The organism is Pseudomonas sp. P8_241, from assembly GCF_034008315.1.
Classification (GTDB): domain Bacteria; phylum Pseudomonadota; class Gammaproteobacteria; order Pseudomonadales; family Pseudomonadaceae; genus Aquipseudomonas.
The window spans coordinates 294533-319539 of record NZ_CP125377.1 but is presented as its reverse complement, the minus strand read 5'-3'; the positions used below and the strand labels follow the sequence as shown (position 1 = coordinate 319539).

Below are 25007 nucleotides of genomic sequence, written 5' to 3'. Positions count from 1 at the left end.
GCCACGATAGAAACTCCTGCTACTCAATTCGAATAAGGGGAACGGTATGGACTGACCGGCATCGCCATGCGGCCGGTGAAGTCTTCGAACATGTACCGCAGGTACAAGCCGCCGGTCCACTGCTTGTAATCCTGGGCGTTATCCAGCCCCAGGCTGCCACCGAAAAAGACATTGTCGCCAAAACGGTATTCTGCGGCTGCATTGAGGTTGTAGCCGATGCCGGTTTTGTTCTGCGACGAAAAGTGGGTCGGCACACTGGTACCCGCCGCGGCATAAATCTGCGAGGCCTGCTCAAGTACCGCCTGCATGTCGCTGTCGTTCGGGAAATACGGTGAGGAGTCCTGCTCGATATGTTGCAGGCCTACCGCACCTTTTATCGAGTAGCTCAGGCGATCGGTCCGTTGCGACCAGCCGACAGGCACGCCGATGGAGAAGAAGTTCTGCGGGCTGAAGTAGCCGCCATTGCCATAGGTGAAATTGTTCTGGTTCTTGTCGTAGCTGATGCCTGTGAGGTTCAGCCCCAGCGTCAGTTGATGGCTATCGTCGTTAAGCAAGTACCAGTACACCCCGCTACCGGCTTCCACTCGGCTGTTGGATTCGACGTTGTTGCCCACCAGCTTGTGCGCACCACCATAACCGTATGCGCCGTAGTCGCCATTGTCGAAACTCAGCTGCAGGCGACCGCCATTGGCCGTGACGCCGCCCCACTTCAAGCCACTGCGGTCATCGCGGGTACCGGCAAAGGAGGTCAGGCTATCGTTGACCGGACGACGGGAAAGACTCAGGCCATAGCGAAAATCACTGTCTTCGCTGAAGGAGCGATCGATACTGATGCCGCCAATCGCGGTGCTGTACAGAAAGCCCACGGGGCTGGTGCCCAGGTCGGCCTTGAGGCCCAGTGAAGGGTTCTCGTAGGCAACCGCGAAGCCAACGCCACTGTCTTTCTGGCTTCCAACGGATCCGTCGATGCTGGCGTCGAACGCGTCCAATTGATCGGCCGTCGGACCGGTTGCGAGCAAACCTTGAAGTTCGCCAACCTTCGAATCACTGAAACCGCCAAACCGCGTCTGGGCAGAATCGCTCATTCCACCCGCATTCAACCACACCGGCGTGATACGCAAGGCAACGCGGTCATCACCCACCGGCAGGCTTATTTCCAACGGCGTTTCGACGTCAGTGATCTTGCTCAGTCCAGACTCACTGTCGTTGCTGCGGATGGTCGCACCCTGCGTGATTTGCGGGCTGCGTTCCTGGTTGATCTGATTGAGGGCGCTCTGCATCGACTGTCGCGCCTCGGCTTGAGGGTCCAGGGTTTTGGTTGAGGCCATACGAGGGGTTGCGTCGACACTGCCACGAGTCGGTTGTGGCATATAGGCTTCAGCGTCATCGTTCATCGCCAGCGTATTGGCAGCAGGCAGTCGCGTGGAAGGGACAGGTTCTTCGCTCGCGGTCGCAATCTGCACCTGAGCCGGTGCAGGAATCTGCGACAGTGTAGCCTCAGACAGTCGCGACTGGCTGCGTTGACCGCTTTTGCCCACGAATGGGTTGGCGGCAACGGTGCCGGCAAAAGGATTGGCATCTTCCTTGGCCGGTCCCTGCAATGCCAGCGCGCGCGCGTAAAGTTCAGCCGCTTTGGCGCTCTTGCCCTGGGTGCGATAAATGCCTGCGGCGGTCGCAAGAATCTGTGCATCGTTCGGCGCCAGCTCCAGTGCCTTTTCCGTGGCTTTCTCGGCCCCTCGAGCGTCACCGGACTTGCTCAAGGCCTGGGCCATGCCTATCTGCAATTGAGGATCATCCGGCGCTTTGTCGAGCAACGGTCGATAAAGCTCGATGGCTTTTTGGGCGTTGTTGTTGGCCAGGTACATACGCGCCAGCGAGCTGACTGCCAACGGGTCATTTGGACGCTGGGCCAAGGCAGGTGCAAGGGTATCGTAGGCGGCGACAAGGTCGCCCTTCTCACGCAGCAAATCGGCCTGGCGTATGGCGTACAAATACAGCAATTCGTCGTAGCTACGCTGATCGGCGGGCGACAATGGCTGGCTCTGCAACTCATGGAGCAACTGGTTGACCTGCATATCGTCACCGGTTTTGAGCAGCACACCGGCATAGGCCAAACGCAGTGCCGGCGAAGGAGTACTGCTCTGCGCGATAGCATTGCGCAGCATCGACAGCGCATGCTCGGTTTCGCCAGCATCCACATACGCTGATGCCAGCAGGCCCATGGACTCAGGTTTGCCATTGGCCGCCAGTTCGGCGCGGCGCAGCAAGGTGATGGCTTGAGTACGATTTCCCTGTTTGGCCAAGGTCGAAGCCTGGCTTGTCAGCGATTGCACCTGAACCTGCGCAGCCAGTTGCTGCATCGCTGTAGTGCGCTGGCTCAGCGGAATACGATCCAGGGTACTTTGTGCCGCCGTCCAATCACCCAACTGGCTCGACAACAGGGCGCTGGCGTACAAGGCGTCGATACGTTGCGGATCGGCCTTGAGCAGTTCTGCCATAGTTTGCCGGGCCTTGTCCGGGGTCTTGGCTTGGGCGTAATAACGCGCCAGATCGTAACGGATCCATACATTTTTCGGGTCATTGCGAACAGCTTCTTGCTGGGCGGCAATCGCGCCTTTCAAATCACCGCTGCTTTCGGCATTTTTTGCCTGACCCACGGCGACAGCTGCACGCATCGGACGCAAATCACCAAGCCGTTGCTGCTGGGCCGGGTCCAACCCCTCAATCATCTTCAAGCCCTGGCTGGCCTGACCGTTTTGGGCCATCACTGTGATCAGTCCCAGCAGTGCGCCCGGGTTGTCATTGTCCAGTGTCAGTGCCCGGCGATAGCTCGCCTCGGCATTGTCCAGCTGGCTCAGTTCTGCCTGGACATCGCCCAGGGCAACGTAGCCCTCAACCTGACGCGGTTTGCTGGCGATCGCTTGCTGCAGGAAGCTGCGAGCCTTTTGCAAATCATGATTGGCCTTGGCCCTCTCGGCCTGCCCAAGCAGATCCCAGTAGCGATTGCTCTCCAGCGCCGACTGCCAGCGCGGATTGCCGCCACGGGCAGCAGCGCGGGTGAACAACTCATTGGCATCACCGAAACGGCCCTGACGCTGGCGCACGACGCCAAGGCCACCCAAGGCATCTGCGTCCTGGGACTGCTCTTTAAGGCGTGCGAGAAATGCCTGTTCGGCGATCGCGAGCTGATTGTCCTGCAAGGCTTTGAAACCACGCACCAAGAACGGACTCTGTTGTGCCGCCACGGCAGCAGCGCCACGGCTGTTCATTTGTGTACGGACTTCATCATCGTCCGGATTTGCCTTGAGATAGGCCTCGAACAATGGAATTTCAGCAGGCCGTGGCGAGCCCAGCCATGTCAGGCCTTCACGCCAGCTTTCGGTGGCCTCGCCTCCCAGTTCCGGCAGGGTCGACAATTGCCCGAGGCGCCGAATACCTTCGACCCGCGTGGTTTCATTGCGAATCAACAATTTGGCCAATGCCAATTTGACCTTGGCGTTGTCCGGGTTCTGTTGCAGCAAACGCTCCAGGCCCTGGCGCGCTTCACTCCAGCCGCCTGACGTGTAACCAAGGTAGCTGTAGAACTCCAGTCCAAGCTCACCTTGCGGTGGTTTGTCAGCAAAAATTTGTCGATAAATTGGTATTGCCTTATCCAGGTCACCCGCAGTGGCCAGCAACCGCGCCTGTTCCAGTTCATCGCCTTTTTCGCCGGCCTGCATGGCGATGGCTTGCTCGAGCAGCAAGGTCTGTGGCTCACCCGGATGGGACTGCCTGAGCTTGTCCAGATACTGATTCGCCCCTTCGATACGCTTGGCTTTGAGCTCAAGCAGACCCAGACCATAGAGCGCATCGGCTTGCTGTGGATCGATCAACAGCAGCTTTTTCCAGACTTCGGTCGCCCGGGCCTGGTTGTCTTGTGCCTGCCAGAACTGCCCCTGCTGCAGCAGCGCCTTGCCTGCGTCGTTGAGCGCGGCATGACTGCTGCTGTGAATCAGGGCGGCAAGTATCCCGAAGGCTACGGCGTGACGGCGCGCTGGCATTTCATCTCCCAGATCGGTTGCAACTTCCCGTGTTCGAGGAAGTGATAGCGATTGTCCATAAAGCCCAGCGAAAACAGGCTGAGTACAAAAAAGTAATAGGGTGGTTGAGCGGCCTTTACCGCTTCAGGCGTCAGGCTCTGTGCCATGAGTTGTTGCACGCGCAGAGCCTGCTGTTGTTGCAAAGATGCGTTCCCCAAGGCTTTGAAATACGGCAGCAGCGCGGCCGAAAATCCGAAAGGCCCGACACCGCTTCGCACCCCGCTTTGCGCTTGGACTTTCTCCGGCGGAACGCCATCGACTGCCGTGGCTTGCGCCATGCCACCGAGACTGTCGAGCAAGGGTTTGCGGAACCTGTCGCCAACGGGCATCAGGCCCACCCACAGGTAAGTGCGAATTGCATCATAACTGCCCAACTCACCTTTCACCGGGTCGACGATAAACTCGCCACTTTTAACACCGGTGGCGCGATAGCTTACCCAGTCGGCAACGTATCCCTTCGCGCTCACCGCTTTGATCAGGGTCACGGTGTTTTTGGTGATTTGCGCCCAGGGACCTTTGGGGTCAAATTCGGCAAAGCGGCGCAGAATCGGCACAGGCATGTAGCTGGGGTTAAGTTGCCACTGGTTGGGCGCTTCCAGGTTTGGCTTGATGAAACCGACCTTGCCCGGCATCAGCATTTTGCCCAACCACGGCAAATCGGCAACCTCTTGGGTCGCGACGTTGTGCAAGATCTGCCGCGCAGCCAGGGTGTAGGCGTCGACGTGCCACAAGCGTCCGGCTTCAAGCAAAGCGTAAGCAAACCACAGATCGGCGTCAGAGGCCGAGTTACTGTCCAGCAAACGCCAGCTTCCATTCTCGTCCAGTCCCCAGAACCACCCTGGCAGGTTCGTCTTGATATCCCCGCCGGCAAGGTTGTCCTGGCTCCAGCGCCACAATTTGTCGAACGTCACACGGTCATTGGCCACCAGCGCAAAGAACATCGCGTAAGACTGGCCTTCCGATGAGCTATGCCGTTGCGGTGTGCTGGCATCCAATACCCGACCATCGGGCTGCACGAAATGTTCGACGAAAGTTTGCCACAGCGGCCATGTCTCCTGACTGCAATTGCTCTCGGCACGCGCTGTTACAGGCAACAGCCAGGCCATCAGCAATGCCGACAGACTGAGCCATCGCGCACAACGCTCCAGAGTTTGCATGGCAGAGAATGGCTTCATCAACTGCACGGCCTCAAGACCCATTAAGACGACGTTTGGCGCGCGAACGCAGCGACAGATAAGCCAGGCAACTGAGCAGCAATACACCAACCCCTGTTAGCAACATCGTCAAAAGCACATGACGCGACAGCATCCACTGCAGATATTTGATCGGGCTCAGGCTGCCAACGTAATACTGCTCGTCCGCCACCAATGGTTCGATGGTTTTGCCGCGAACCACCACCAGGCTGCCCTGGATCGACTGGGAGTAATCCTCGCCACCGATCAAGGCGTTGGTCGCGTCCGCCAGCCCTGCGGGCTTGCCACTGGCAATCACTACCACGCTGCGGCCACTTTTGAGTGGCGATTCGAAGCCGGTCAGGTAGGTGCTGGGCTGACCACCGGAAAATGCCAGGGCCAAACGCGCCTTGCGTTGATTGGCTTCTGGATCGGGACTGAACCAGTCACGCACGCGCATCGGCAGGTCAGATAGATGGAAACTTTGCTGGCCGTCATTACCGGCAGCAGGCAACTGATCGGCCCACTGGGTCAGCAACGGTTGGTTGGCGCCAGACGCAAGTACCAGCAAATCCTTGTCAGCGGCAGCCTGGATTTGCGCCGCCTGAATTACCAGCACCGCAGTGGCCGGGTAACCGGTGGACTGGCCGAAACGGCCGAGCACGGTCAGGTAGGCATCCAGCTCGGGAGCACCCGCGTTATCCGGGAGCACCACGGCAGTTTCCGACAGATCCGCCAGGCGCGTGAACGGAAAGCCCGCATCCTTGAAGACGCCAAGGTTCGGCATGGCCATGAAGTGATCATAGCCACTCAGGTCGAGTGTCGACTCCGGATCGACGCTGCCGCGCATGTTGTCGATAATGATGTCGCCGCACTCGCCCTGTTTGATGTAATCGAACATGTAGCGCAGTTGCAGACGCGATTGCAGGGCGACCGAATTCAATGGCAGGCGCACGCGGATTTCGCGATCCAGTGTGTCGTTGAGTTTCAGGGCGGAGAGCACACCGCTGTCGAGCTTGTCCTGGGACAACAGGTTCTGCGACTGGATCAAACCATCGTTGAAGCTGACGATAAATGACGAGTTGGTCGATTTCTCTTGCGGCGTATAACGGTATTTGAGGTGCAGCGGTGCACCTTCATCACGCCAGGTAAACAGGTCTGGCGCAAAGTTCAGCGGTACCGTGATGTCGCCCGGGTTGTAGCCCGATACGTTGAATTGTTTGGCCGGCAGCAGCTCGCCAAGTTTGACCGGACGATCGCCAGGCAACCAGTTCGGAGCATCATAAGGCTTGCGCGGTTGCACCTGGTCGAGACGATCGATCACGACGCTACTGCCCGACAGTGCCTGGCTACCGAGCACCAGCGCCGTGGCCGCCTGCTTGAGTTCGGCACCATCACGTCCGATGATCACCAACAACTTGCCATTGGCGTCATTGGGGTTGGTCATCACGGTCAGCGTGGGGCCCTTGGCTTCAGGCAGGCTCAAGCCACCAACCTGCAGCGCGCCAGGACCGCTGAGCAGCACCACCGCATTGCCATGGGCCGGTATCTGGTTAAAGCGCGAGGAAAATGTCGCTCCGCGATAACTGGCCTGGGCGCCGAACCAGGATGACAACGCGCCGGCCGCCTCCAGGGTGGTGTTATCCGGTGTGCCGGCAAACACGAACGGCAGGTTCAGTGCCCGGGCATCGCGGCGGTCGAAGAACGGCAGCGGCATGATTGACAAGTCGTTCGGCAAAGCCAGCGGCGACACCTCGATACTCAGCTCGGTTGCGTTGCTGATCTTCGCCCACAGGCTGGAATGCTGCGGGTCTTCACAGCCCATGGTGTAATGACCGACGAATTGCAGACTCAGGCGGTTGAACTCGGTGATCAGGTGCGCCGGGATATCGACCACCTGCTTCTGCAATTGCCCGGCATTTTCCTTGGGCAACGGCAGGCTTGCGGCCACTTCATCGTTGACCATGACGTTGATCTGCGACAGATCCGCCAGCAGCGACGGCGAATAGGTGTACTGCAACGTCAGCTTGGCGCCCGTGACAATCGAATCGGCGCGCACATCGAAGTTGACGCTGTCGGTAGACTCCACCCCGCGCAGGCTCATTGGATAGTTCCGACCCAATTGCTTGAGCGTCATGCTGTAACCGGTGGCACCCGGTGCCACGTCCGCCGGCTCCGTTTCGGCGTAGACCGCAGTGCCACCACCCAAAGCCAGCAAGGCGCACGCCAGGCGTGCCAGTGCGCGGTCGCGCAGATTAGCGAAAGCGAAAGACTTCGAGTTCATCACTTGTCCAAAACGTTTTCTAGGGAAGGTGGGGTGGCGCGGCGGCGACGTAACAGACGCCGTGTTTCCATGACCGTGGCTTTGAAGAGTTCGTAGATGCCACGCAGGCCAATGCCGCTGACATCACGCAAGGCAGCCAGTGGCGTATCGACTTGACCGCCGCCCCAGGTCGCGGCCCAGGTGTCGGCGCGGGAAAAGGTCAGGCGTATCAACTCACTTTGCTGACGCAGGGTCAGCCCGTCGAATTGCGCTCCCAGAAGGCCATCGCGACTGAAAACGACGACCGCCGGGAACACACTCAATTGTTGATTGCGGAACAGCGAGATTTTCACCCGTTCGCCCTGAGGTACAAGGTCGCCCCCCTGCAATCGGAAGCCCAGGCCTTTTTGCGAGAAGTCCTGGGTCACGCCTTCGACCGTGGTGCCATCGGCACGGGTCAGACGCATCGGCAGAGCCGCTGCCACGCGCGGCTCGGAGCGCACCTGACGTGTTTCACTGGCCACCGCCACGGAGGCGCTGGTGATGATGAGGTTGTAGACGGTCCACGCCAGGTTGATCAGGATGGTGGTGGTGGCGCCCTCGGCGCCTTCCATCAGCCGGACCACTCCGTAGATCAGACCCGCAGCATTCAGGATCAGCAGCACGATGTAAGGACGAGCCAGCTTCCACTCGAAATACTTTTCTTCGATGACTCCCCCCTTGTCGGTGACATTGAAGCCACCAAACTTGGGATTGACCAGCGCCATCAGTACCGGCCCCATGATGTACCAGGCCAGAACCGTCTCGTAGACCTCGTTCCAGAACGAATGCCGGAAACGTCCTTGAATGCTGGAGTTGGTCAAACTCGCGTGGAGAATGTGCGGCAGTACATAGGCCGTGATCATCAACGCCGAGGCATGAAATATCTGCGCATCGAAAAACAGAAAGGCCAGGGGCGCCGTGAGAAACGCAAGGCGCGGCAAACCGTAGAAAAAGTGCAGCATCGCGTTCAGGTAACACAGACGCTGACCGAGATTCAGGCCTTTGCCGAACAGTGGATTGTCGGTGCGGAAAATCTGCGCCATGCCTCGTGCCCAGCGAATCCGCTGGCTGATGTGCCGCGACAGGCTTTCCGTCGCCAGCCCGGCCGCCTGAGGAATGGCAAGATAGGCGGTGTTGTAACCGGCGCGGTTGAGCTTGAGCGCAGTGTGAGCATCTTCGGTCACGGTTTCGACGGCCACACCACCGATTTCCAGCAACGGCGCTCGTCGAATGACCGCGCAGGAGCCGCAGAAGAACGTGGCGTTCCACAAGTCATTGCCATCTTGCACCAACCCGTAGAACAACTCGCCCTCGTTCGGTACGGAGCGGAAGGTATTGAGGTTCTTCTCGAAAGGGTCCGGGGAGAAGAAAAAGTGCGGCGTTTGCAGCATCGCCAGCTTCGGGTCCTTGATGAACCAGCCGACACAAACTTGCAGGAAAGAGCGTGTCGGTACGTGATCGGCATCGAAAATGGTCACGAACTCGCCACTGGTAACTTTTAGCGCTTCGTTCAGGTTGCCCGCCTTGGCGTGACGGTTGTTGTCACGAACGATGTAGCCCACGCCGATCTGCTCGCAGAAGTCGCGGAAATCTTCGCGGCGTCCGTCATCGAGCACATGCACACGCAGCTTGTCCCTAGGCCAGTCGATGGCTTGGGCGGCGAAGATCGTGACTTTCACGATATCGAGGGTTTCATTGTAGGAAGGGATGAACACATCGACCGTTGGCCACTCGCTCGGCGGAGCGCTCATCAACACCGGTTTGCGGCGCAAGGGCCACGCGGTTTGCAGGTACCCGAACACCAGCACGATCATCGCGTACAGCTCGGCCAGAACCAGCCCGTAACCGAACAGCATGTCGACCCATCCCTCAAATCCGAGGGTGGAGGTGAGCCGCCAGTACAGATAACGCAGTGAAGCGGTCAGAGACAGCCCGATGAGTATCAGCACCGTCAGGCGGCCTGGAACTTTGCGCAGCAGCAGAGCAGCAATAAAGCAGCCAAGGGCGAAAATGCACTGCGAGTACAAGTCGAACGGGACTGTGATGATAAACAACGCCAGCAGGCCGCACAGCAATGTGACGCCGATGGTCATCACCCGACGCAACGACCCGGGCATTTTGTCCAGGCGATCGGAAACCGCCTGAGCGAAGCGCTGAGACGGGGTCAGGGGTGACGTTTCTGGTGTCGAAGGGTTGATCACGAGGCGTATGACTCTGCAACATCCATGGATTTCAACTGCGCCTTGAGTGTGTCAATCAACATCATCATGTCCTGGCAGGCCTTGGACGATTCGGCCTCCAGCAGAGGATTGTGACCGTATGCCAGCGCTTCGCCAACGGCATGATCCAGTGCAACTACACCTAGCAGATTCGAACCCAGCCGACGCTTGAGCACTTCATGCATATCGCGGCAGAACATGCGAGAGCCGTCGAACTGGTTAATCACGTAATTGCACTTCGGCGCCTGCCCAACGGACATGTGCTCGGTCAGAATCCGCTCCACCTGCTCAAGCGTGACGAAACACGCCGCATCGGCAGTCGCGACAACGAGTACCTGGTCGGCCACCATCAGGGCTTGATCCAGGTAGGCAGTGCGACCAGGGGGAGTGTCGAGAATCACCACATCGTTTTCGCCCAGGTCCATCTTCGCCAATTGACCGGCCAGCCAGTAACGATCGTTTGCCAGATAGCGCTCCAGCGTCCTACGCTCCGCTTCAGTCACCACGCCATAAGGCAATACCAGCGCACCTGCAGAACCGGTCAATAGCAGTGAATTCCAGTTTTCACCATTAAGGCTTGCGCTGCCCAGGCCCGCTACATCCGGCTGAGCCCCCAAGTGATGTTGCAAAGCGTTTTGTGGATCAAGATCAATGGCCAGTGTCTTTGCGCCTTCCAGCCGCAAAGCGGTGGCCAATGCCGAAGACAGCGTTGTCTTGCCGACACCTCCTTTGGCCGATATCACCGCAATGACATGGGCCGGTGACTTGGCTGGACGAACTTGAGGTAAAACCTGGCGCAGCGCCTCTTCGTTACGCGCCTGCGCCTCAGCCTGACGCGCCAATGCCACTTCAGCCAACAAGTGGCGAAGTGGGGTCTCAGACGGCGAAACATCCCGAGCCGGCATACGGGTCTCGTTAGCGAGCTTTGATTTGATCAACGGAGCTTCATTGATGTTTTTCTGCGGTTGAACGCTTTCAACGACGACGGCCGCCTGCGGCATCGGTGCCAGCGCGAGAGGCTTTTCCTTGTAATCGAATTGACTTCCGAACTCGAGATAACTGTCCGCACTTGCTCCGAACCTGTTGAATAGATTCGATATATCGTCTGTTCGATTCATAATGGATTACCCGAGTCGCTGGCACATAAAGAGCATGTAGCTCGTGAATTCAATAATGCGAGCCATCAAAATGATATCGCCAATATTTTGATGGCCGCAAGTGTAATATCGGATCGCGATTAAAAAAAATCTTTTTATCGCCATGTTTTTGACGGAAAAACAGCATTATTTATTTGGCGCGCTATCTGAACGTCGAACCCTGATCGCACCACAAGCGCCGGTCTACGCGGCCTGAACGACGGCGCGGTATTATCCTGCATACCATTCAGAGGCGCACATGATTTTCGGCGAATGGCGCCCATCTAGATGGATGGTCTCGATAGAATGCATAAAATGTTAAAGCAATTAACGGACCAGTTGAACTAATTTATATAGGGCATTAATGACAAGCTGAATATAAATCTTTCAAATCAAGATCTTAGTTACAAGCATGAAGTTACTTCAACGGCAAAGAGCAAAGAGCGAATTCAGTTAAGAATTTGACACTGCTCGGGCATCCCTTTACTGGCGCGGCATTGTCTATGCTGCTGTCACATGGTGCCGGCTTACTTATGAGGGATTCGCAATGTTTTACGTGCAACGCGATGCAGAAGGACAACTGGTCCGTGTGGAAGCACAAGCCTACCCCGAGGCCACGGAAACACTGCCTGCGGAACATCCGGAGCTCAAGGATTGGTTAGTCAACAAAAAACTGGCTTCCAACCTCAAACGACTCAGACAAAGCGATCCGGAAATGATCCGGGTGCTCGACGACTTGATTCAGGCGCTGACAGACAAAGGCGTGATCCGTGTCACCGACCTGCCGATTGCCGCGCAAGCCAAGCTCATGGACCGTACTCAGGCCCGTGAAGCACTGGGTGGTTTGAGCCATTTGATTGATGAGGATGAAAGCGGATTGATCTGATCACTTTTCAGTGACTGTTCCAGCCACATCGCGAGCTGGACCGCCTCGAGATAACCATTCAAATCCCGAGTGGGAGCTAGCCTGCTGGCGATAGCTGCTCTGACAACCCGGTTCGGAAACCTTACTGCCAAGGCTTGGGCTCACCGAACAACTGCCCCTGTGCCCCATACATGCCCATCTCGCGAATGACCGACAACTCACCTTGTGTCTCAACCCGTTCGGCAATCAGCGGCAAATCGATGCTGTGTGCCGCCCGCTGGATTGCCTCGATGAACAGGCGCTTGTCAGTCTCCAGATCAATCGCCCGTATGTAACTGCCGTCGATCTTCAGATAGGCCAGCCCCAGCCGCGCCAGATTACCGATCATGCTGAAGCGGCCACCAAAATGTTGCAGACTCAATGAGAAGCCTAGTTCGCGCAGGCGTCGAGTCAGTTGCTCCAGCACTGCTTGTTCGGGCAATTGCTCTTCGCCGATTTCCAGGGTCAGGCGCGGACCGAGATTGGAATGCGCGCGCAAAAGTTCGAAGACTTTGTTTTGCGCCTGGGGGTCGGTCAGGGTCGCCGAAGACAGGTTCAGCGCCAGCGACTGGTCATGCTCATCCATTTGCTCCAGCACCCGCTCGAGCATCATTTGATCGAGCCGTACGGTCCAGCCGAAGCGCTCCAGCCATGGCAGGAAACGCCCGGCGGGAATGGTCTGGCCCTGATCGTCGAGCAGCCGCGACAACACTTTATAATGCAGCACCAGTTGAGTGTCCTGGGCGGCCACCACCGGTTGGAAATAAAGCTGGAAACGCCGCTGAGTCAGCGCCTGATCGAGCAGCCGGTGCCAGGCATGGTGATCATCACCGACGCTGGCCGAAAGGTTGTGCTCCAGGCATGCCCAGTTCTGTTCTCCCTGGCTTTCTGCCTGGGCCAGAGCCTGATCACCGAGGTTGAGCACGGCCTGCGGTGAATCACCATGAGCAAACGGCGCCAGGCCAATCGACGCAACAGCCGGCACATCCGTCGCACCCGTGGAGTGAAGGCTGGCCAGGGCACTGTCGAGCTGTTGTGCCAGATGCAACGCCTCCTCGCGCACCAACCCCGGCGCCAGCACGGCAAATTCGCCACCCCGAATACGCGTCACCAGGTTCTGGGTTTCCGGGTATTTGGCGCACTCGCGAGACAGTTGCTCGCCCACCGCCTTGAGCACTTCATCGGTGCGCTGGCCACCGAGGCGCTGATTGAGACCTGCCAGATCCTTGACTCGCAACAGCAGCAGATAACCCGAGCTGGCCTGTTCCGGATTACTCACCCTCGCATTCAACTGCATCTCGAAGTAACGTCGGTTGGCCAACCCGGTCAATGTGTCCTGATAGGACTCGGCCCGCAGCTTTTCACTGCGCTCGGCCTGCTCCTGAAACAGCGCCTTGAGCTTCTCGACCATTTGGTTCATGGCCTGCACCACCCGACGCAGTTCGGGGGTTCGCGGCAGTTCCGGCAGGCTGAGAAACTCCCGTCGGGCGATGGCGTGGGATTGCTTGACCATGTAATCGAGCGGCCTCAACTGCCGGCGCAGCAAGAGCGCGCCAAGCCCGGCGCTGACTGCTCCGCAGAGCAACAACCACCCCAGGCTGCCCAATGCGCTTTGCCACAATTTGCCGACGGCGAACATCGGGTGACTGACCACCTCGACACGCGCCGCCTGCTCCCAACCACGACTGACGATTGCATCGCCACCGGCAGGCTCCAGGCCGATCAGCTCGACGAACCAGTCCGGCACATGAGTGACCGCTGGAATGCCACTGCGCTCGACTAAAGGCTGATCGGTTTTCAAATCGACGACGCGAATGCTCGCGTAGTAACCGCTGTCGAAGATCGAACTCACCAGCAACTCGACCATCGCCGGATCGTCGATATTCGGAGTCAGCGATAGCGCCAATGCCGTTGCCGCATCCTGAGCGTGGGAGCGCAACTGGTTGACGTACTGAGTGCGCGAGCTCTCCAGGCTGACCATGAAGCTGCCGGTGAAAGCGACAACCAGGAACAGACAGATAGCAATCAACAGCTGTTTGAACAAAGACATCTGAGCACATGCTCCTAGTGAGTCGTCTCGACCGGGAAATCTTCGGCCGGCGTTTTTCAACACATCCTGTCAGCGCGACAAGCGCTTGGTACCACCGACCTTCTTGTTGCCTTACCAAGCCGAGAAGACGCAGGCTGAGGTACTTGGCTATAGCGTAGTCTTCACAATCGCCGGCGCCCTTCGGCTGATCAGGGAAAAATCCGGGGATCGCTAAACGCGCCGCCAATACGAGGCATTCAGGATAGGTAGGAGGGTGCTCTTGAAGAGTGAAGATAAACCCAAGAGACAATGGCACGATGAGATCATCGGGGCACGCTAAACTGTAAATAAGGCATTCGATTGCCCGATTGACAAGGTGCCAGGCAGTCACTAATGTCTTTTGGATCCAAAATATCTGCCAATCAGAGTGCGTTGTAGTGACAAAAAAGCCCAATCCTCTCAGCAGTATCCAGGTCAATGGGCCGATTCCCTCGCATCTGGCACGCGCAGTGATCGAACAAACCCTGCGCTCGGCCATACTCGACGGACGCATTCCCTGTGGTACCGCCCTTCGCCAGCAGGATCTGGCCGACCTGTTCGGCGTCAGCCGCATGCCTGTTCGCGAAGCCTTGCGCCAACTCGAAGCACAAGCTCTGCTCAACGTGATCGCTCATAAAGGTGCTGTTGTCGCGCCATTGGTCCAGGGCGACGCCGTGGAGACGTACGCGTTGCGAATTCTGCTGGAATCGCAAGCCTTGCGCCTCTCAGTGCCGCTGCTTGAGGAAGAGGATGTTGAACAGGCTCGTCGATACATCGAAGCCCTGGAGTCCGAGCACGACTTCACGGAGATCGGGCGACTCAACCGGCTCTTTCACATGACGCTTTACTGCCGGACACCCAATCGCCGACTGTTGAAACTGGTCGAAGACGGTCTGAATGAAGAGGAGCGTTTCTTGCGGTTCAATCTGGAGTCCATGGGGTTGGGCAAACTGTCAGAGGACGATCACCGAGCGCTGTTGCAGGCCGCGCAAGACCGGGATGTCGACCGCTCGGTGAATTTGCTTGAGCATCACCTGAATCGGGCGGTGGAGGTCATCACACGCTACCTCAACAGCCCGGAAGTTGTGGCCAGAAACACTCCAAAGTGATCCTCAGTACAGTGGAACAAACTTTGTTCTCATAATGCCTATCGGCGTAACGGCGCCTTGCCAAACCTGGGCAGTAGGGTCGCCTAACAATTCGATGCGCGCCACTTGTTGGCTTGCGTGTGGGATGGTGGCATTTGCCGCTGCGACAATTAGCAATTCGTTCTCATTGGTACTCGCCCATACGCAAAAGCCAGCCCCTGGACTCAGGCGCTGGCTTTTTTACATCTGCCGCTTTTTTCTAGTCCCGGAAATGACAAAACCCCTGTCTGCGTTAGCAGACAGGGGTTTTGGAAATCAATCTTGACGATGACCTACTCTCACATGGGGAAACCCCACACTACCATCGGCGATGCATCGTTTCACTGCTGAGTTCGGGATGGGATCAGGTGGTTCCAATGCTCTATGGTCGTCAAGAAATTCTGTGTGCGAGTCCGTCGTTGACGACGTGCCAGCGAATTCTTGATGTTTCTACTTTAAAGACAAAACCCCAACTGCTTTCGCAATTGGGGTTTCGGAATTTAATCTTGACGATGACCTACTCTCACATGGGGAAACCCCACACTACCATCGGCGATGCATCGTTTCACTGCTGAGTTCGGGATGGGATCAGGTGGTTCCAATGCTCTATGGTCGTCAAGAAATTCGGGTACCGAATCGTGGCCAGTCGGCCGCGCTTCAGCAAATTGGGGATGTGATAGCTTGGTGTTTTGTGAGTATTTCGAACTTTCGGTTCATTGCGTCTTCACACACCGCAATCTGGCCTTTCGACTCAAATTGCTTGGGTGTTATATGGTCAAGCCTCACGGGCAATTAGTATTGGTTAGCTCAACGCCTCACAGCGCTTACACACCCAACCTATCAACGTCGTAGTCTTCGACGGCCCTTCAGGGGACTCAAGGTCCCAGTGAGATCTCATCTTGAGGCTAGTTTCCCGCTTAGATGCTTTCAGCGGTTATCTATTCCGAACATAGCTACCCGGCAATGCCACTGGCGTGACAACCGGAACACCAGAGGTTCGTCCACTCCGGTCCTCTCGTACTAGGAGCAGCCCCTCTCAAATCTCAAACGTCCACGGCAGATAGGGACCGAACTGTCTCACGACGTTCTAAACCCAGCTCGCGTACCACTTTAAATGGCGAACAGCCATACCCTTGGGACCGGCTTCAGCCCCAGGATGTGATGAGCCGACATCGAGGTGCCAAACACCGCCGTCGATATGAACTCTTGGGCGGTATCAGCCTGTTATCCCCGGAGTACCTTTTATCCGTTGAGCGATGGCCCTTCCATACAGAACCACCGGATCACTAAGACCTACTTTCGTACCTGCTCGACGTGTCTGTCTCGCAGTCAAGCGCGCTTTTGCCTTTATACTCTACGACCGATTTCCGACCGGTCTGAGCGCACCTTCGTACTCCTCCGTTACTCTTTAGGAGGAGACCGCCCCAGTCAAACTACCCACCATACACTGTCCTCGATCCGGATAACGGACCTGAGTTAGAACCTCAAAGTTGCCAGGGTGGTATTTCAAGGTTGGCTCCACGCGAACTGGCGTCCACGCTTCAAAGCCTCCCACCTATCCTACACAAGCAAATTCAAAGTCCAGTGCAAAGCTATAGTAAAGGTTCACGGGGTCTTTCCGTCTAGCCGCGGATACACTGCATCTTCACAGCGATTTCAATTTCACTGAGTCTCGGGTGGAGACAGCGCCGCCATCGTTACGCCATTCGTGCAGGTCGGAACTTACCCGACAAGGAATTTCGCTACCTTAGGACCGTTATAGTTACGGCCGCCGTTTACCGGGGCTTCGATCAAGAGCTTCGCGTTAGCTAACCCCATCAATTAACCTTCCGGCACCGGGCAGGCGTCACACCCTATACGTCCACTTTCGTGTTTGCAGAGTGCTGTGTTTTTAATAAACAGTCGCAGCGGCCTGGTATCTTCGACCGGCGTGGGCTTACGCAGTAAATGCTTCACCCTCACCGGCGCACCTTCTCCCGAAGTTACGGTGCCATTTTGCCTAGTTCCTTCACCCGAGTTCTCTCAAGCGCCTTGGTATTCTCTACCCAACCACCTGTGTCGGTTTGGGGTACGGTTCCTGGTTACCTGAAGCTTAGAAGCTTTTCTTGGAAGCATGGCATCAACCACTTCGTGTTCTAAAAGAACACTCGTCATCAGCTCTCGGCCTTAGAATCCCGGATTTACCTAAGATTCCAGCCTACCACCTTAAACTTGGACAACCAACGCCAAGCTGGCCTAGCCTTCTCCGTCCCTCCATCGCAATAACCAGAAGTACAGGAATATTAACCTGTTTTCCATCGACTACGCTTTTCAGCCTCGCCTTAGGGACCGACTAACCCTGCGTCGATTAACGTTGCGCAGGAAACCTTGGTCTTTCGGCGTGGGTGTTTTTCACACCCATTGTCGTTACTCATGTCAGCATTCGCACTTCTGATACCTCCAGCAAGCTTCTCAACTCACCTTCACAGGCTTACAGAACGCTCCTCTACCGCATCACCTAAGTGATACCCGTAGCTTCGGTGTATGGTTTGAGCCCCGTTACATCTTCCGCGCAGGCCGACTCGACTAGTGAGCTATTACGCTTTCTTTAAAGGGTGGCTGCTTCTAAGCCAACCTCCTAGCTGTCTAAGCCTTCCCACATCGTTTCCCACTTAACCATAACTTTGGGACCTTAGCTGACGGTCTGGGTTGTTTCCCTTTTCACGACGGACGTTAGCACCCGCCGTGTGTCTCCCATGCTCGGCACTTGTAGGTATTCGGAGTTTGCATCGGTTTGGTAAGTCGGGATGACCCCCTAGCCGAAACAGTGCTCTACCCCCTACAGTGATACATGAGGCGCTACCTAAATAGCTTTCGAGGAGAACCAGCTATCTCCGAGCTTGATTAGCCTTTCACTCCGATCCACAGGTCATCCGCTAACTTTTCAACGGTAGTCGGTTCGGTCCTCCAGTTAGTGTTACCCAACCTTCAACCTGCCCATGGATAGATCGCCCGGTTTCGGGTCTATTCCCAGCGACTAGACGCCCTATTAAGACTCGCTTTCGCTACGCCTCCCCTATTCGGTTAAGCTCGCCACTGAAAATAAGTCGCTGACCCATTATACAAAAGGTACGCAGTCACCCAACAAAGTGGGCTCCCACTGCTTGTACGCATACGGTTTCAGGATCTATTTCACTCCCCTCTCCGGGGTTCTTTTCGCCTTTCCCTCACGGTACTAGTTCACTATCGGTCAGTCAGTAGTATTTAGCCTTGGAGGATGGTCCCCCCATATTCAGACAAAGTTTCTCGTGCTCCGTCCTACTCGATTTCATGACCAAGAGATTTTCGCGTACAGGGCTATCACCCACTATGGCCGCACTTTCCAGAGCGTTCCGCTAATCTCAAAGCCACTTAAGGGCTGGTCCCCGTTCGCTCGCCACTACTAAGGGAATCTCGGTTGATTTCTTTTCCTCAGGGTACTTAGATGTTTCAGTTCCCCTGGTTCGCCTCTTGCACCTATGTATTCAGTACAAGATAACCATCTTATGATGGCTGGGTTCCCCCATTCAGACATCTCCGGATCAAAGTCTGTTTGCCGACTCCCCGAAGCTTTTCGCAGGCTACCACGTCTTTCATCGCCTCTGACTGCCAAGGCATCCACCGTATGCGCTTCTTCACTTGACCATATAACCCCAAGCAATCTGGTTATACTGTGAAGACGACATTCGCCGAAAATTCGAATTTCTCAACTAAGAGAACTCACAAATTTTACCTTAGCCTGATCCGTTACCAGTGAAAGTAACGTTCAGTCTATCTTTCTATCACATACCCAAATTTTTAAAGAACGAACTAGTCAAAGACTAGAAATCAACATTCACCATCGAACCGATGGAATGCTCATTTCTAAGCTTTACACAATCAGAAGCAGTTAGTGGTGGAGCCAAACGGGATCGAACCGTTGACCTCCTGCGTGCAAGGCAGGCGCTCTCCCAGCTGAGCTATGGCCCCGTATTTCTACAGGCGTTTCCCACACAAAATTGGTGGGTCTGGGCAGATTCGAACTGCCGACCTCACCCTTATCAGGGGTGCGCTCTAACCAACTGAGCTACAGACCCAATTTCGGGCTGCTTCTTTTCGTCTTCTTCAATGAATCAAGCAATTCGTGTGGGAGCTTATGGAGCAGCTGAGTCGTCGATTAAGGAGGTGATCCAGCCGCAGGTTCCCCTACGGCTACCTTGTTACGACTTCACCCCAGTCATGAATCACACCGTGGTAACCGTCCTCCCGAAGGTTAGACTAGCTACTTCTGGTGCAACCCACTCCCATGGTGTGACGGGCGGTGTGTACAAGGCCCGGGAACGTATTCACCGCGACATTCTGATTCGCGATTACTAGCGATTCCGACTTCACGCAGTCGAGTTGCAGACTGCGATCCGGACTACGATCGGTTTTGTGGGATTAGCTCCACCTCGCGGCTTGGCAACCCTCTGTACCGACCATTGTAGCACGTGTGTAGCCCAGGCCGTAAGGGCCATGATGACTTGACGTCATCCCCACCTTCCTCCGGTTTGTCACCGGCAGTCTCCTTAGAGTGCCCACCATAACGTGCTGGTAACTAAGGACAAGGGTTGCGCTCGTTACGGGACTTAACCCAACATCTCACGACACGAGCTGACGACAGCCATGCAGCACCTGTCTCAATGTTCCCGAAGGCACCAATCCATCTCTGGAAAGTTCATTGGATGTCAAGGCCTGGTAAGGTTCTTCGCGTTGCTTCGAATTAAACCACATGCTCCACCGCTTGTGCGGGCCCCCGTCAATTCATTTGAGTTTTAACCTTGCGGCCGTACTCCCCAGGCGGTCAACTTAATGCGTTAGCTGCGCCACTAAGAGCTCAAGGCTCCCAACGGCTAGTTGACATCGTTTACGGCGTGGACTACCAGGGTATCTAATCCTGTTTGCTCCCCACGCTTTCGCACCTCAGTGTCAGTATCAGTCCAGGTGGTCGCCTTCGCCACTGGTGTTCCTTCCTATATCTACGCATTTCACCGCTACACAGGAAATTCCACCACCCTCTACCATACTCTAGCTTGTCAGTTTTGAATGCAGTTCCCAGGTTGAGCCCGGGGCTTTCACATCCAACTTAACAAACCACCTACGCGCGCTTTACGCCCAGTAATTCCGATTAACGCTTGCACCCTCTGTATTACCGCGGCTGCTGGCACAGAGTTAGCCGGTGCTTATTCTGTCGGTAACGTCAAAACACTAACGTATTAGGTTAATGCCCTTCCTCCCAACTTAAAGTGCTTTACAATCCGAAGACCTTCTTCACACACGCGGCATGGCTGGATCAGGCTTTCGCCCATTGTCCAATATTCCCCACTGCTGCCTCCCGTAGGAGTCTGGACCGTGTCTCAGTTCCAGTGTGACTGATCATCCTCTCAGACCAGTTACGGATCGTCGCCTTGGTGAGCCATTACCTCACCAACTAGCTAATCCGACCTAGGCTCATCTGATAGCGCAAGGCCCGAAGGTCCCCTGCTTTCTCCCGTAGGACGTATGCGGTATTAGCGTTCCTTTCGAAACGTTGTCCCCCACTACCAGGCAGATTCCTAGGCATTACTCACCCGTCCGCCGCTGAATTCAGGAGCAAGCTCCTGTCATCCGCTCGACTTGCATGTGTTAGGCCTGCCGCCAGCGTTCAATCTGAGCCATGATCAAACTCTTCAGTTCAAACATCTTTGGGTTTTGAGAAAACCCTAAACTTGGCTCAGCAATCGTTGGTTACATCTTTGATTTCTCGCGGAGTAACTTGTGATGCTGATAATCTGTTGACTAGCAGTCTGACTCCACAAGCACCCACACGAATTGCTTGATTCAGTTGTTAAAGAGCGGTTGGTTAAGATCTTTCGTCTCAACCGAGGCGCGCATTCTACAGCAGCCTCATTTGCTGTCAAGTGGTATTTTTCAGAAGTTTTCAAGGATTTCCTTAACAACTTCAACCACTTGCGCTTCAGATCTCTCGTCAGCGGGAGGCGAATTCTACAGCGTTACACGCTGCTGTCAACACCTCTTTTTCAACTTCTTTCTGGCTTCGATGACCTGAAGCAACCCGCTGCCGAAAACTGCGTAACTCTTTGTTTTCCAAGGAGTTTTCCGTTTCGACTGCGCCGGAAGTGGGGCGAATTATAGACATCTGAAATCTGCCGTCAAGCACTGATTGTGCTTTTCTATCAATAACTTGCAGAAAGGGCTGAAACCGCCTGATTCCCCCCCTATATAGAGGTGCAAACACACGCCTCTATATAGAAGGCGCAATCAAAGTACGCCGGACGCCTTGAAAGCAGACACTGCCGAAGCGTCCATACCCAGCACCCGCTGTAAAACCTCCAGCGTATGCTCACCCAGTAAAGGCGGAGCATTGCGGTACTCCACCGGCGTCTCGGACAGACGAATCGGACTCGCTACCTGGGGCACCATTCCGGCCAGCGTATGCGGCAGTTCGATTGCCAAGCCACGCGCCTTGACCTGAGGATCGGCAAACATCTGTGCCAGATCGTTGATAGGCCCGCACGGAACACCAGCCTGCTCCAGCTGCGCCACCCATTGCGCGGTGGTCTTGAACACTGTCGCCTGACGTATCAGCGGAATCAGCACCGCCCGGTTCGCCACCCGCAATTTATTGGTAGCAAAGCGCGGGTCATCTGCCCACTGCGGCTGCCCAGCCACTTCCGCAAACTTGCGGAACTGTCCGTCATTACCCACGGTAAGAATGAAATTGCCGTCCGCGGTAGGAAAATCCTGATACGGCACGATGTTCGGATGAGCATTACCCAAACGTTTTGGAGCATTACCTGTGGTCAGATAGTTCATCGCCTGGTTGGCCAGGCATGCCACCTGGACGTCGAGCAATGCCATATCAATATGCTGACCACCACCGTCGTGATCCCGATGCGCAAGCGCTGCCAGGATCGCGACTGTCGAGTAGAGCCCAGTCAGAATGTCCGTCAACGCGACGCCCACCTTCACCGGCCCCTCACCCTCTTCGCCTTCAGGTCGCCCAGTCAGACTCATGAGCCCGCCCAGCCCTTGGATCATGAAGTCATAGCCAGCGCGCTTGGCATACGGCCCTGTCTGACCAAACCCGGTAATCGAGCAATAGATGAGATCCGGATTGATTGCCTTCAGCGTCTCATAGTCCAGACCATAAGCCGCCAGACCTCCGACTTTGAAGTTCTCGATCAGGATGTCCGACTTCGCAGCCAGCTCACGAACCAGCTTCTGCCCTTCCGGACGCGTGAAGTCGATGGTGACCGATTGCTTGTTGCGATTGGCCGACAGGTAGTAGGCGGCCTCGCTGGTGTTCTCGCCATAGGCATCTTTAAGAAACGGAGGCCCCCAGGCACGCGTGTCGTCACCGTTGCCCGGGCGCTCGACCTTGATCACTTCAGCGCCAAGGTCGGCCAGGATCTGCCCGGCCCAAGGCCCTGCCAGCACCCGCGATAAATCCAGAACCCGTAGATGCGATAGCGCGCCCATGGACGTTCTCCTCTTAATAGAACGCCTGGATGCCGGTTTGTGCACGACCGAGGATCAGCGCATGGACGTCGTGCGTACCTTCATAGGTGTTCACCACTTCCAGGTTGACCAGATGGCGAGCGACGCCGAACTCATCGGAAATACCGTTGCCACCCAGCATGTCGCGAGCCATGCGGGCGATGTCCAGGGACTTGCCGCAAGAGTTGCGTTTCATCATAGAAGTGATTTCGACCGCCGCCGTGCCTTCATCCTTCATACGCCCCAGACGCAGGCAACCTTGCAGTGCCATGGTGATCTCAGTCTGCATGTCGGCCAGTTTTTTCTGAATCAACTGAGTGGCGGCCAGTGGGCGACCGAACTGTTGACGATCCAGGGTGTACTGACGAGCGGTGTGCCAGCAGAACTCGGCGGCGCCCAATGCACCCCAGGAGATGCCGTAGCGCGCAGAATTGAGGCAGGTAAAAGGACCTTTCAGGCCACGGACATCCGGGAAGATGTTCTCTTCTGGAACAAACACGTTATCCATGACGATCTCACCGGTGATCGACGCCCGCAGCCCGACCTTGCCGTGAATCGCCGGAGCGCTCAGGCCTTTCCAGCCCTTTTCCAGTACGAAGCCACGAATATCACCAGCATCGTCCTTGCCCCAGACCACGAACACATCGGCGATCGGGCTGTTGGTGATCCACATTTTGCTGCCGGTCAGGCTGTAGCCGCCTTCGACTTTGCGTGCACGAGTAATCATCGCGCCCGGGTCGGAGCCGTGGTTAGGCTCGGTCAGACCGAAGCAACCGATCCATTCGCCCGATGCCAGTTTTGGCAAGTATTTCTGCTTCTGCGCTTCGGTACCGAATTCATTGATCGGGACCATCACCAGCGAGGACTGCACGCTCATCATCGAGCGATAACCGGAGTCGATGCGCTCGACTTCCCGGGCGATCAGCCCGTAGCTGACATAGTTCAGGCCGCTGCCGCCATACTGCTCAGGGATGGTTGCGCCCAAAAGGCCGACTTCGCCCATCTCGCGGAAGATCGCCGGATCGGTCTTCTCATGGCGGAAAGCTTCAAGAACGCGTGGCGCGAGACTCTGCTGAGCGAATTGCGCAGCGGTGTCGCGAATCATGCGCTCTTCTTCGGTGAGCTGTTGATCCAGCAGCAGGGGATCGATCCAGTTGAAGCTAGCTTTACCGGCCATGAGTGTGTCCTCTCGAAACAGGTCAAATAACGTGGACTGATCCTAGGCCGGGTTCGCCGTCTCGGCAAACGAGGAATTCGCATACTGTTGTGCTAATTTCTCACTCCGAAACGTCGCAAAAGAGCCTTCATGCGATGTATTAGTGAGGTCTAAGTACATGCGCAGGAAGATACCTAGTACCACCGCCCTTATAAGCTTCGAAGCAGCCGCGCGCCATGAAAGCTTTACCAAGGCAGCCCAGGAGCTTTCGCTCACACAAGGGGCGATTTGCCGACAAATCGCTAGTCTTGAGGAGTTCCTCAGTGTGGAACTATTCCGACGTTCCCGGCGCGGAGTAAAGCTGACGGAGGCGGGTCTTTCCTACAGCCGTCGGGTTGCCACCCAACTGGATGCCGTTGAACGAGATACGTTGTCCGTTATGGGTCAGCAAGGTGCCAACGTGATTGAGCTGGCCGTGGTTCCGACTTTCGGCACTCAATGGTTGCTGCCGCGTCTCAAGGACTTCCAGCAAAAACATCCTGAAGTGACAGTCAACCTGACCAACCGCACGCGCCCATTTCTGTTTGCTGACACCGACTTCGACGCGGCGATCTACTTCGGTGACGCAGACTGGTCGGGTACCGAATCCCACAGACTGATGGGTGAAAATCCCATGCCCGTGTGCAGCCCAAACTTACTGGGGGCACAGACCGTTCTGACGCCCAGCGAAATCGCCGAGATGGCGCTCCTGCAACAAACCACGCGCCCTTACGCCTGGCGCCAATGGTTCGACTCCCAGCACCTGAACGTTCCTCGCGACATGACAGGTCCGCGCTATGAACTATTCTCCATGCTCGCTCAAGCGGCTATGCACGACATGGGTATAGCCTTGATCCCGCCTTTCCTGATTCAACGCGAACTGGCCGAGAAACGCCTGGTGATTGCCAATCCCCAAGCCCTCTCCAGCATCAAGGCTTACTACCTGATGATTCCGGAGCGAAAAGTCGAATCCGCGTCCTTAAGGGCTTTTCGTGACTGGCTTGTAAATCAGGCGCACAGCTACAGCCTAGAAGGATAAAGGCTTACAACCAATAGCTGACCCCGTAGTCAGATATTAAAAAGCCCTACAGATATACGTAATTGTCGCGTATCGGCAAACTGTACTGAACAGTCGAACAATCGCCCCGCAAGCACCAGTTCACGCGGCTTTGCGCCACTATTTCGCGACGATGCCGCATCATTCATATGGCCGATGTGCAAATTATTGATTTTCCCTCAAAATCCTTACAAAGCACGGCACACAAG

11 protein-coding genes, 2 tRNA genes and 4 rRNA genes are annotated in these 25007 nt (G+C 56.1%); 3 read left to right on the top strand and 14 right to left on the bottom strand.

Annotation, left to right across the window (positions count from 1 at the left end):
- Positions 1-23: 23 nt before the first annotated feature.
- From QMK58_RS01440 to bcsQ, 5 genes are read right to left on the bottom strand one after another with little or no spacing between them, the layout of a single operon-like run.
- Positions 24-4040: a cellulose biosynthesis protein BcsC gene (locus tag QMK58_RS01440; RefSeq protein ID WP_053160651.1), complete on the bottom strand. Its 4017-nt coding sequence runs from the start codon at positions 4038-4040 to the stop codon at positions 24-26.
- Positions 4016-5254, bottom strand: a complete 1239-nt coding sequence (gene bcsZ / locus QMK58_RS01435) for a cellulose synthase complex periplasmic endoglucanase BcsZ (protein ID WP_320395783.1) — start codon at positions 5252-5254, stop codon at positions 4016-4018. Before bcsZ ends, QMK58_RS01440 begins: the two co-directional genes overlap by 25 nt.
- Positions 5255-5267: 13 nt before the next feature.
- Positions 5268-7535 (bottom strand): cellulose biosynthesis cyclic di-GMP-binding regulatory protein BcsB, encoded by a 2268-nt coding sequence (gene bcsB / locus QMK58_RS01430; RefSeq protein WP_053160650.1) that lies wholly within the window; start codon positions 7533-7535, stop codon positions 5268-5270.
- A complete protein-coding gene (gene bcsA / locus QMK58_RS01425) occupies positions 7535-9757 on the bottom strand; it encodes a UDP-forming cellulose synthase catalytic subunit (RefSeq protein ID WP_053160649.1) in 2223 nt (740 codons plus the stop codon). The genes bcsB and bcsA overlap by 1 nt, the downstream gene beginning before the upstream one ends.
- A complete protein-coding gene (gene bcsQ / locus QMK58_RS01420; protein WP_053160648.1) occupies positions 9754-10893 on the bottom strand; it encodes a cellulose biosynthesis protein BcsQ in 1140 nt (379 codons plus the stop codon). Before bcsQ ends, bcsA begins: the two co-directional genes overlap by 4 nt.
- A 565-nt stretch (positions 10894-11458) precedes the next feature.
- Between bcsQ and QMK58_RS01415 the strand changes: the two genes are divergently transcribed.
- A complete protein-coding gene (locus QMK58_RS01415) occupies positions 11459-11797 on the top strand; it encodes a tryptophan synthase subunit beta (protein WP_320395781.1) in 339 nt (112 codons plus the stop codon).
- Positions 11798-11918: 121 nt separating this feature from the next.
- On the opposite strand, the gene lapD is transcribed toward QMK58_RS01415, so the two are convergent.
- On the bottom strand, positions 11919-13865 hold the full coding sequence (lapD, locus tag QMK58_RS01410; RefSeq protein ID WP_053160646.1) for a cyclic di-GMP receptor LapD: 1947 nt from the start codon (positions 13863-13865) through the stop codon (positions 11919-11921).
- A gap of 416 nt (positions 13866-14281) precedes the next feature.
- On the opposite strand from lapD, the gene QMK58_RS01405 reads away from it, so the two are divergent.
- Positions 14282-14992, top strand: coding sequence for a GntR family transcriptional regulator (locus QMK58_RS01405; RefSeq protein ID WP_053160645.1), 711 nt, complete (start codon positions 14282-14284; stop codon positions 14990-14992).
- A 298-nt stretch (positions 14993-15290) separates the two neighbouring features.
- Here the strand turns inward: QMK58_RS01405 and rrf (QMK58_RS01400) are convergent.
- The 8 genes from rrf (QMK58_RS01400) to QMK58_RS01365 all read right to left on the bottom strand — a co-directional run bounded on the left by rrf (QMK58_RS01400) (position 15291) and on the right by QMK58_RS01365 (position 23723).
- A 5S ribosomal RNA gene (gene rrf, locus QMK58_RS01400) occupies positions 15291-15406 on the bottom strand.
- A gap of 108 nt (positions 15407-15514) precedes the next feature.
- Positions 15515-15630, bottom strand: a 5S ribosomal RNA gene (rrf, locus tag QMK58_RS01395).
- 151 nt (positions 15631-15781) lie between these two features.
- Positions 15782-18673 (bottom strand): 23S ribosomal RNA (locus QMK58_RS01390).
- Between the two features lie 248 nt (positions 18674-18921).
- A tRNA-Ala gene (locus QMK58_RS01385) sits at positions 18922-18997 on the bottom strand.
- 30 nt (positions 18998-19027) lie between these two features.
- Positions 19028-19104: transfer RNA gene (locus tag QMK58_RS01380), tRNA-Ile, on the bottom strand.
- Between the two features lie 81 nt (positions 19105-19185).
- Positions 19186-20722 (bottom strand): 16S ribosomal RNA (locus tag QMK58_RS01375).
- Together the 16S, 23S and 5S rRNA genes with 2 tRNA genes alongside form the textbook arrangement of a ribosomal RNA operon.
- Positions 20723-21307: 585 nt before the next feature.
- Complete coding sequence (locus QMK58_RS01370; RefSeq protein ID WP_053152997.1) at positions 21308-22528, bottom strand: CaiB/BaiF CoA transferase family protein; 1221 nt, start codon at positions 22526-22528, stop codon at positions 21308-21310.
- 13 nt (positions 22529-22541) lie between these two features.
- The gene (locus tag QMK58_RS01365) at positions 22542-23723 is read right to left on the bottom strand and encodes an acyl-CoA dehydrogenase (RefSeq protein WP_053152994.1); all 1182 of its coding nucleotides are present in this window, start codon (positions 23721-23723) and stop codon (positions 22542-22544) included.
- A 157-nt stretch (positions 23724-23880) separates the two neighbouring features.
- On the opposite strand from QMK58_RS01365, the gene QMK58_RS01360 reads away from it, so the two are divergent.
- Positions 23881-24780, top strand: coding sequence for a LysR family transcriptional regulator (locus QMK58_RS01360; protein ID WP_053152990.1), 900 nt, complete (start codon positions 23881-23883; stop codon positions 24778-24780).
- Positions 24781-25007: the final 227 nt, after the last annotated feature.

What these genes read in the sequence shown, in the direction of transcription:
- QMK58_RS01415 (WP_320395781.1), top strand. Translation starts at nt 11,459, where the DNA reads ATGTTTTACGTGCAACGCGATGCAGAAGGACAACTGGTCCGTGTGGAA.
- bcsQ (WP_053160648.1), bottom strand. Translation starts at nt 10,893, where the DNA reads ATGAATCGAACAGACGATATATCGAATCTATTCAACAGGTTCGGAGCA.
- bcsB (WP_053160650.1), bottom strand. Translation starts at nt 7,535, where the DNA reads ATGAACTCGAAGTCTTTCGCTTTCGCTAATCTGCGCGACCGCGCACTG.
- QMK58_RS01360 (WP_053152990.1), top strand. Translation starts at nt 23,881, where the DNA reads ATGCGCAGGAAGATACCTAGTACCACCGCCCTTATAAGCTTCGAAGCA.
- bcsZ (WP_320395783.1), bottom strand. Translation starts at nt 5,254, where the DNA reads ATGAAGCCATTCTCTGCCATGCAAACTCTGGAGCGTTGTGCGCGATGG.
- lapD (WP_053160646.1), bottom strand. Translation starts at nt 13,865, where the DNA reads ATGTCTTTGTTCAAACAGCTGTTGATTGCTATCTGTCTGTTCCTGGTT.
- QMK58_RS01370 (WP_053152997.1), bottom strand. Translation starts at nt 22,528, where the DNA reads ATGGGCGCGCTATCGCATCTACGGGTTCTGGATTTATCGCGGGTGCTG.
- QMK58_RS01365 (WP_053152994.1), bottom strand. Translation starts at nt 23,723, where the DNA reads ATGGCCGGTAAAGCTAGCTTCAACTGGATCGATCCCCTGCTGCTGGAT.
- QMK58_RS01440 (WP_053160651.1), bottom strand. Translation starts at nt 4,040, where the DNA reads ATGCCAGCGCGCCGTCACGCCGTAGCCTTCGGGATACTTGCCGCCCTG.